Source organism: Fulvivirga sediminis, from assembly GCF_016757215.1.
GTDB classification, from domain to species: Bacteria; Bacteroidota; Bacteroidia; order Cytophagales; family Cyclobacteriaceae; genus Fulvivirga; species Fulvivirga sediminis.
Genome location: NZ_JAESIY010000001.1, coordinates 766,149 through 774,130, shown reverse-complemented (window position 1 = coordinate 774,130; position 7,982 = coordinate 766,149). Strand labels below are relative to the sequence as shown.

Annotated in this window: 4 protein-coding genes and 1 tRNA gene; 4 read left to right on the top strand and 1 reads right to left on the bottom strand. The window is 36.6% G+C overall.

Annotated features, from left to right (window positions below; genetic code table 11):
* From JL102_RS03345 to JL102_RS03335, 3 genes are all read left to right on the top strand, one after another.
* A partial coding sequence (locus tag JL102_RS03345) for a T9SS type A sorting domain-containing protein (RefSeq protein WP_202242366.1) occupies window positions 1–385 on the top strand: 385 nt, incomplete at its 5' end.
* Window positions 386–426: 41 nt separating this feature from the next.
* Window positions 427–2,661: a T9SS type A sorting domain-containing protein gene (locus JL102_RS03340; RefSeq protein ID WP_202242364.1), complete on the top strand. Its 2,235-nt coding sequence runs from the start codon at window positions 427–429 to the stop codon at window positions 2,659–2,661.
* Between the two features lie 254 nt (window positions 2,662–2,915).
* Window positions 2,916–3,049 (top strand) — tRNA-Asp (locus tag JL102_RS03335).
* A 103-nt stretch (window positions 3,050–3,152) separates the two neighbouring features.
* Here JL102_RS03335 and JL102_RS03330 read toward each other — a convergent pair.
* The gene (locus JL102_RS03330; RefSeq protein ID WP_202242362.1) at window positions 3,153–4,730 is read right to left on the bottom strand and encodes a hypothetical protein; all 1,578 of its coding nucleotides are present in this window, start codon (window positions 4,728–4,730) and stop codon (window positions 3,153–3,155) included.
* A 221-nt stretch (window positions 4,731–4,951) separates the two neighbouring features.
* On the opposite strand from JL102_RS03330, the gene JL102_RS03325 reads away from it, so the two are divergent.
* Entirely contained in the window at window positions 4,952–7,609 is a 2,658-nt protein-coding gene (locus tag JL102_RS03325) for a phosphoenolpyruvate carboxylase (RefSeq protein ID WP_237390326.1), read from the top strand.
* The last annotated feature ends 373 nt before the right edge of the window (window positions 7,610–7,982 follow it).

Below are 7,982 nucleotides of genomic sequence, written 5' to 3'. Positions count from 1 at the left end.
GGAAGATCCTTCCATTCAAGAACAAAATGCCTTATTAGCTCCTGGCAATTACACCGTAAGCGTAGCTGATAGCCAAGGTTGCAGTACTACTGTAGAAAATATAGATGTACCTTCTATTACCAGCACCCAAAACCCGGTGATGGCAGGCCTAAAAGTATATCCTAACCCTGCTCAAAACCACATCTGGATTAAGAGTGAGCAAGACAAGACCCTAGACATCAATTTAATTAGCAGCACAGGCCAAGTCATAAAAGCATATCACCTGCAACTAAAAGCTAACCTACCTCATCTACTCAATATCTCAGAGTTAGGACCAGGGGTGTATGTGATGAAAATATTAGATAGAGAAAATACGCACGCTATCAGGGTCATCAAATCTCTATAAAGAATACTTTAACTATATCAATTTTAACTTACATTAATTTTATGAGAATTTTTAGTTTATTGTTTTTATTATGTATATGCTGTTGCCTGAATTCAAAAGCCCAGGAAATAGTAAAAAGCCTAACAACCGGAGAATATGAATCTATTAATAATTATGACATAATTCCCGTAAACTCATTCGAGAGCAAATATGTTTTAACAAATCCAAACAATTCAATATCTGATATCAATTGGTCTGTCCGAGGTGACTTACGGATTATATCTCAAAATGGAGCCACAGTGACTATCGCTTCTTCTCCGCAAAACAGCAATTACAAAAGTGGCTATGGAAAGGGCCAATTAATTGTTAGCTATTCTGATACTACCATTCCATCTAATTGTGGTAGACCAGGCAGAAGTGTAGAGATATTCAAAAAGTTTGGACAAAAAGAAAGAACGAACATTATAGGCAACTCTTGTATTAACACAGGAGATACGGTAACATATTCTATTGAACCACTAGTAAGTGTTAACCTGAATGCACGCATCGGTATAGATTTATATAAGTGGGAAGTACCTAATAACTGGAATGTACTTTTTTACAGTGGAGACAGCAGCTCAATTACTTTTAAAGTAGGGCAATTAACAGGTAATGACATTTTAAAAGCTGATATAGGAATGGCCAATTTTAATGATGGCTTTGTATATGAGCTTCCTATGGCACAGGGTCCTGCCACTCCTACTTTTAGTGCAGCGCCTCCTGAATGTTTATCTTTGGACGACGAGCAATTTACAGTTTCTATTAATGCTATCGAAGGTGAAGAATACGAATGGGGATTTGGCCCTGGCACTAACTGGTCTTTTGCTAATGGCTCCACCCCTAACGATCCTTCTATCACAATAAAGACTGATGATAGACAAGGGGAAGTAACTTTAAAAATAAAGGGTAGCTGTAATCAACCGCTAGACACCGCCTTTGTTATAAACAGGTCTTTTGGAAGTAATAATGAAATAACGGGAGAAGAATGTGTAGAAGCCGGCAGCTATGTTAAGTACACCGTTTCTAATTCTAGTACTAACGTAGAGTGGACCCTGCCTGAAGGTTGGACTTATGCTGATGCCAATAGAAACCTATCTACTGTTACATTAAAAGTTGGTAATAAAGGCGGTACTATAACTGCAAAATCTCTTAACTGTGGCAGTGATGCTATCAGCATTGACGTATCTGTTCAGCCAAAAACACCAGCTAACATCTCAGGACCTACATGCTTAGAATTTGATTTTAATGAAGAAGTAACTTATAGCGTACCAGCTGTTGATAATGCTACTGGCTACCAGTGGACTTTCCCTAGCACTTTCACTCCTAATAGACTTACTACCTCGACTCCCACAGCCTCCACTAAGGCCAATTTCTTTAACGGAAACAAAGCGGTTTCAGTAGTAGCTCTTGGTTGTGTTAATAGTAAAGCAAGATCATACACAGTTACATATGCGCCTGAAACACCTGTTATTACCGGACCTTCTTGTTTAACAGATGGAGACCTTCGCGGCAGCCTAACCTATAGCGTAAAAGCCCAAACAGGAGTTTCTTTTAACTGGTCTCTCCCTTCAGGATGGACATTCGTATCTAACAATACTCATCTTAATTCTATAACTGTAGCACCTAATGGCAATGCCGACGGAACTATAAGCGTACAAGCAGTAGGTTGTAAAACTACTCCTGCCAGTACCATGAAGGTATCTACGGCAAGTGATGGGGGATTTGAATTTAAAATTGTTCAACCATTCGGTGCCGGAATATATCAAATAACCACCACTTCTGGCGGATACAATTTCGGTAATTATGATAAAATTACATGGTATTTAAATGGCAATGTTTTAACTACAAACACAATCATCTATGCTCCAGGAAATTGTGCAGAAGGAGAATTATCAGTAGAAATTATAGATAATACTAACTGTATCAATACTTCTACTTCTATCATCAACCAATGTTCTAATGGCCGTTCTTCTTTAGCAAGAACAACTAACAACCTGAGTACTCAAGAAAAAATTGCCAATAAAATGCAATTTAAGGTTTCTCCTAACCCTGTTAGTAATAAGCTAAAAATAGCGTTACCTGAAACTTCCTCTCAATTTACAATTAGAGTTATAGACCTTAATGGTAAAGTGATAATGACTGAGCAAACTAAAAATGAAAGCACCACTCTTAAACTAGGAGGTTTAAATAGAGGAACTTATATCATATTAGCAGAAGATGGAGATCAGCAGTATGCAGAAAAAATCATAAAAGAATAAATCCATACCAAAAATAAAAACAGTAAAAGGCCCGGAATTTTAATTATTCCGGGCCTTTTCTATGCTCTCAACTTTTTAGACAATTATGATTTTCTCAAAACACCACCCGAACAAACCCGCAAAATTAAAAATTAATCAACTAAATAGATATAAAACTAAATAAACCATAAAAATAAAGCGCAATTATTGTGATTATTTGAATATAAAAGACTTTTCATTAACTTTGAAATATCAATTAACGAATTGATCTACACTGTAGGGTGATGAAACTGGCAGACATGCCCTCCGGTCTCGGGGGTGGAGGTCACGGGATAAATTCTTTCAGGTATCCAATAACACTTAAAGCACTAACCGCTCCGTGGAGGTTCGAATCCTCCCTCTACAGCCAAGGCTATGGCCTTTTGTTAAATAGTGAGAATTCCTTGTATTGCACAGAATGTTTAAACAAACTACCTGAGATTTACCAATCATTAGGTAGTTTGTTTAACTTCTTATTTTACTATTTTAGGATCTAACTCCAGTTTATATAGCATATCCCTCTTGTCGCCAATATAAGTCTCAAAATAGAATTTTAGATCCTCTCCTATGATTACATCATCGATATGAAATTGCTTCAAATTATTTCCATTAACATTTCGCAAGTCGAATAATACGTAATGCCCCTTCTCCCCGGTGACATCATTTATAGTATAAACTGAAATAAATCCACCAGCTCCACCTCTATGAATATCAGGCCTTTCATTATCCACAATATTGGCATTCTTAATATGATCAGGCATAATAAAGTAGTGAGTTTTATTACTATCATAATAAGTATAAAGAGCACCTACATTCTGGTATGAGTGCGTGTTATCAGCACCCCCAATATGATGTTTGTTTAAACTCTTAGCCCACACCATTTTACCATCTGCATCTATTTTCATACCCACTATATCCTCTAAATGAACGATATCCCTGATTTTTCCCATATCATATTCACTCAAAATATAGCTGATCTCGCCCCATAATATCCAACTACCATCTTTCCTAGATTCAACTTCTTTCAATACCAAATTTCTTATTCCAAGGTCGTAGCCTTTCTCAATAAATTCAATTGAATCCCTTTTAGGCATCACATCATACAATAATTGCTTCGGGAAAAGAACTTTATTCTCATTTAAAATTTCTCCTTCCTTGGTAATGATAGCCATATGCACCCCCTTGGCGCTCATTTCATTATCTACTTTAGCCAAGCTGTGCCGCTTTTCAATATGAGCACCAAAATAACCTATCATCATAAAGTTACCTGTTGAATCTTCCCTGAGAGTTATATCATTCATATAACCCCACTCATCAGACTCCAGAGGATATGTATTCAGCTCACCATTCATAAATTTCAAAAAGTGATATTTTTCCTTTACGCTGATAAGGCTATAGACAGCCCCATCATTTCCCAAACAAATATCTAAATACTCAACCTCTTCTCTTTTATATGGCAAAGCTAACATCCCCTTACTCATCTCATTTAGCCTGTCATCAAAAACATAAGACAACACTTTAGCCTCTTGATCATTGACGCTACTTTTAACTCCATAAGCAAAAAGCAGTTTTGATTCATCTTGGGACAGAGAAGGGTGAAACAAAGGCCTTTTAAAAGCATATTTTAGTCCCTTTGCCACTGAAAATAACAGTTTATATTCTTTAAGCTTCAAATTCTCCAAATCAACTTCACTAATGTACAAATCCCAGTCTGCCAGTATGTTCTTTTGATCTGTGAAAAATAAATATACCTTGTCTTGTTTTTTTAACAGCGCTTGTGGCACATAGCGCCGAGACATGCTTTCATCTGTATTCTGCTTTATTTGATACAAGTACTCAGTATCAAATTTCTGAAACACTACGCCTTTCTTCTGAAATTTCACACCTAAAATTTGTGCACTATCATTTATAAAGGTGAAGATTTCTTTATAATTATCTTCCACTCCATAAAAGTTACCAGAGCTAAGTTCAAATCCCTCGGCGAGCTCCTGCCCCCTGAGCGTAAAAAAGGATGAGAAAATGAAAATAATAGAAATGTATAAGTGCTTCATATTGTGAAATTTGGCACTAAATTAAAAAGTTACATCCTTTTAAAAATCAAAATTACAGTTCTCATCAAAGTTGCGTTTTTTTAAATATTTCATAAATACCACAGCCTATACCAATATATTTTTGATTCTATTTCAAAAAATTCCATATAAAATTCTTATTCTTTAAATTTAAACGGTAGAATAATAGCCCTTTTTACCAAGAAGGAATAAACTAAGAATTTTTGTTAAACATAATTTTCTTTTATTTGTCAATGTATAGGGCTAATGCCCAAGAGAAAATCTCTCTAAATAAAGGAAAAATAGATTCTATGAATGCTATAAACAAAATTCAAAATTACAATAAGCAGGTAGGCTTGAAGTTTCAACTCTACAATAGCTTATTCACCAACCTACCTTTTCACCGTGTAGAAAAAACAGGCATTTTATTGTCCACTTTTCTTCTTCACTGTGAAGATGGATTCAAAAAAAACCAAAGCCCAGTTGAAATAATTGATTCCTTTTTTAAACACAATACTTCCTATGATGACCCTCAGGAGCAAATAGATCTTCTATTCAGGTTTATCCAATATACAGAAAGACAAATAGTGCTTTTTGATGCTGTAGAAGAGGCGGCTTTTAGCGAAATATATGATTTAAAAGGAGTGGGCACCTTAAAGCACCTGGAATCAGAGGTGGTACAGTCTAAAAAACAAGCCGAACTAGCTGAAAAGCTAAAAGACTTTTCTGTAAGACTTGTGCTTACGGCACACCCTACGCAGTTTTATCCTAGTGAAGTGCTAGGTATTATTAATGATCTCTCCAGGGCTGTAGCTCAGGATAATACAAGCGAGGTGAATAGTTTACTACAGCAGCTGGGTAAAACACCGTTCTTTAAAAAAGAAAAACCGACACCTTATGATGAAGCGGTAAACCTCATATGGTTTTTAAGACATAGGTTTTATAGAGCGGCAGGTAAAATCATGTCTGAGTTTAAATCTCAGTTTCCGGAAGCTGTAAACGAGACTAACTCACTAATAAGAATGGGCTTTTGGCCCGGGGGTGACCGCGACGGTAACCCATTCGTAAAGGTAAATACTACTAAAAAAGTAGCTGCTGAACTAAGAGCGGGCTTACTTAAATCTTATTATCAAGATGTTCACCTGCTCAGAAGAAGGTTAACTTTTAAAGGTGTGGATAATGTATTAGCTCAGTTGGAAGAGAAAATACACCTTAACCTATCATCACCTGAAAAGCATCATGATCTCTCTAAAGATGAAATGATCAGCACCCTGAAGGACATCAGAAAGACCTTATGGGATAAGCACAATGGCCTTTTCTCTGAAATGGTAGATGACCTGCTTAGAAAAGTGGAGTTATTCGGCCTATACTTTGCATCACTAGACATTCGCCAAGATAGCTCGGTACACACTGACCTGATGGCAGAAATAGCCAAAAAGACCTCTGCATTGCCAGATAACTATGCCCAGCTATCTGACGAAGAAAAAATCGAAGCCATCCTCAATATTAATGAAGTAGTGGATCCTTCTATTTTTGAAGACGAACTTTTCAGAGATACTCTGGAAACTATCGCTTCTGTGAAATTGATCCAACAGCAAAATGGGGAGGAAGGCTGCCACCGCTATATCATCAGCCACAGTACTAGTGCGCTAGACGTAATGAATGTTTTTGGTTTATTCAAACTAGCAGGGTGGGATGCCAATGATCTTAAGGTAGATATAGTACCACTCTTTGAGTCAGTAGAAGATTTAAAGAATGCATCTCAGGTGATGAATACATTATATAAAAATGAAGTGTATCGTAAGCACCTCACTAAGAGAAAAGACATTCAAACCATAATGGTGGGCTTCTCTGATGGCACCAAAGACGGTGGCTATTTAATGGCTAACTTTGGTATATACAAAGCTAAAGAAGAGCTAACCAAAACCTCAAAAGACAATGACATTCAGGTTGTATTCTTTGACGGACGTGGTGGACCTCCTGCCAGAGGAGGGGGTAGAACACATCAGTTTTATGCCTCTTTGGGTAGCAATATTGCTAGCAAAGAAATACAACTGACTATACAAGGTCAAACTATTAGTTCCAATTTTGGCACAGAAGAGAGTGCTCGCTTCAACTTAGAACAGCTCATGCATGCTGGTATCAGCAACGACCTGTTTTATTCCGGACAGGTTACTCAAACCAAGGAAGAAGATGACTTGCTGCTTCAGTTATCTCAAAAGAGTTACCAGGCGTATGAAGACCTTAAAAATCACCCTGCCTTCATAGAGTACCTGAATGAAGTAAGTCCTTTGAAATATTACGGACAAGCCAATATTGGTAGCCGCCCTTCTAAGCGTAAGCCAGGAAAGCTCAATTTGGATGACCTGCGTGCCGTGCCTTATGTAGGCTCATGGAGCCAGTTAAAGCAAAACCTACCGGGATATTATGGTGTAGGCTATGCCTTGCAGCAAATGGAAGCGGAAGGAAAATGGGACGAAATATGTAAACTATACAAAAGCTCTCTTTTCTTCAAAACTTTGCTTGACAACTGTGAAATGGCCATGTGTAAGTGTTTCTTTCCTTTAACAGCTTACTTAGCTAAGCATCCTGTCTATGGAGACCTTTGGACTTTGATTCATGAAGAATTTGAAAGAACGAAATCCTATATGCTCAAATTAGCAGGAGCCTCTGAGTTAATGGACGACAAACCTATAAACCGAGTATCTATACAAATGAGACAGCGCATAGAGCTGCCTATACTTACGATTCAGCAATATGCTCTTAACAGAATTAGAGAAATAAAAGAAGCTGAAGGAGAAGATGCTAACATAGATGTTTATGAAAAAATGGTTGTAAGGTGTTCTTTCGGTATTATCAATGCAGGTAGAAATTCTGCTTAAACACTAAAAAAAATACTTTCTAAAAGCTCAATTCTCATACAGAATTGAGCTTTTTTATGATTTAACTCTACTTATATATTATATTAAGTAATAGATTTACTTAAACTTTCTGATGTATGTTATCACTATGTTATATAAGTATAAATAGGCTTTTTTTATTTAAATTCTAGCTAAAATAAACCTAAACCTCATGCTACTATTTAAATCTACAGCCCAACTTAGTTATTATAATTATCCTCTCCAGCTCAACGGCAATACTGCCTATTCCTTTCTGTTGTGACTAGCTTTCTTGTATTCTAAGATTGTATTGGTGGCTTTATTCTTTATTGAAAATCTATCTATTTAACTGGTAGAGTAAAAAGCAATTGAAAAA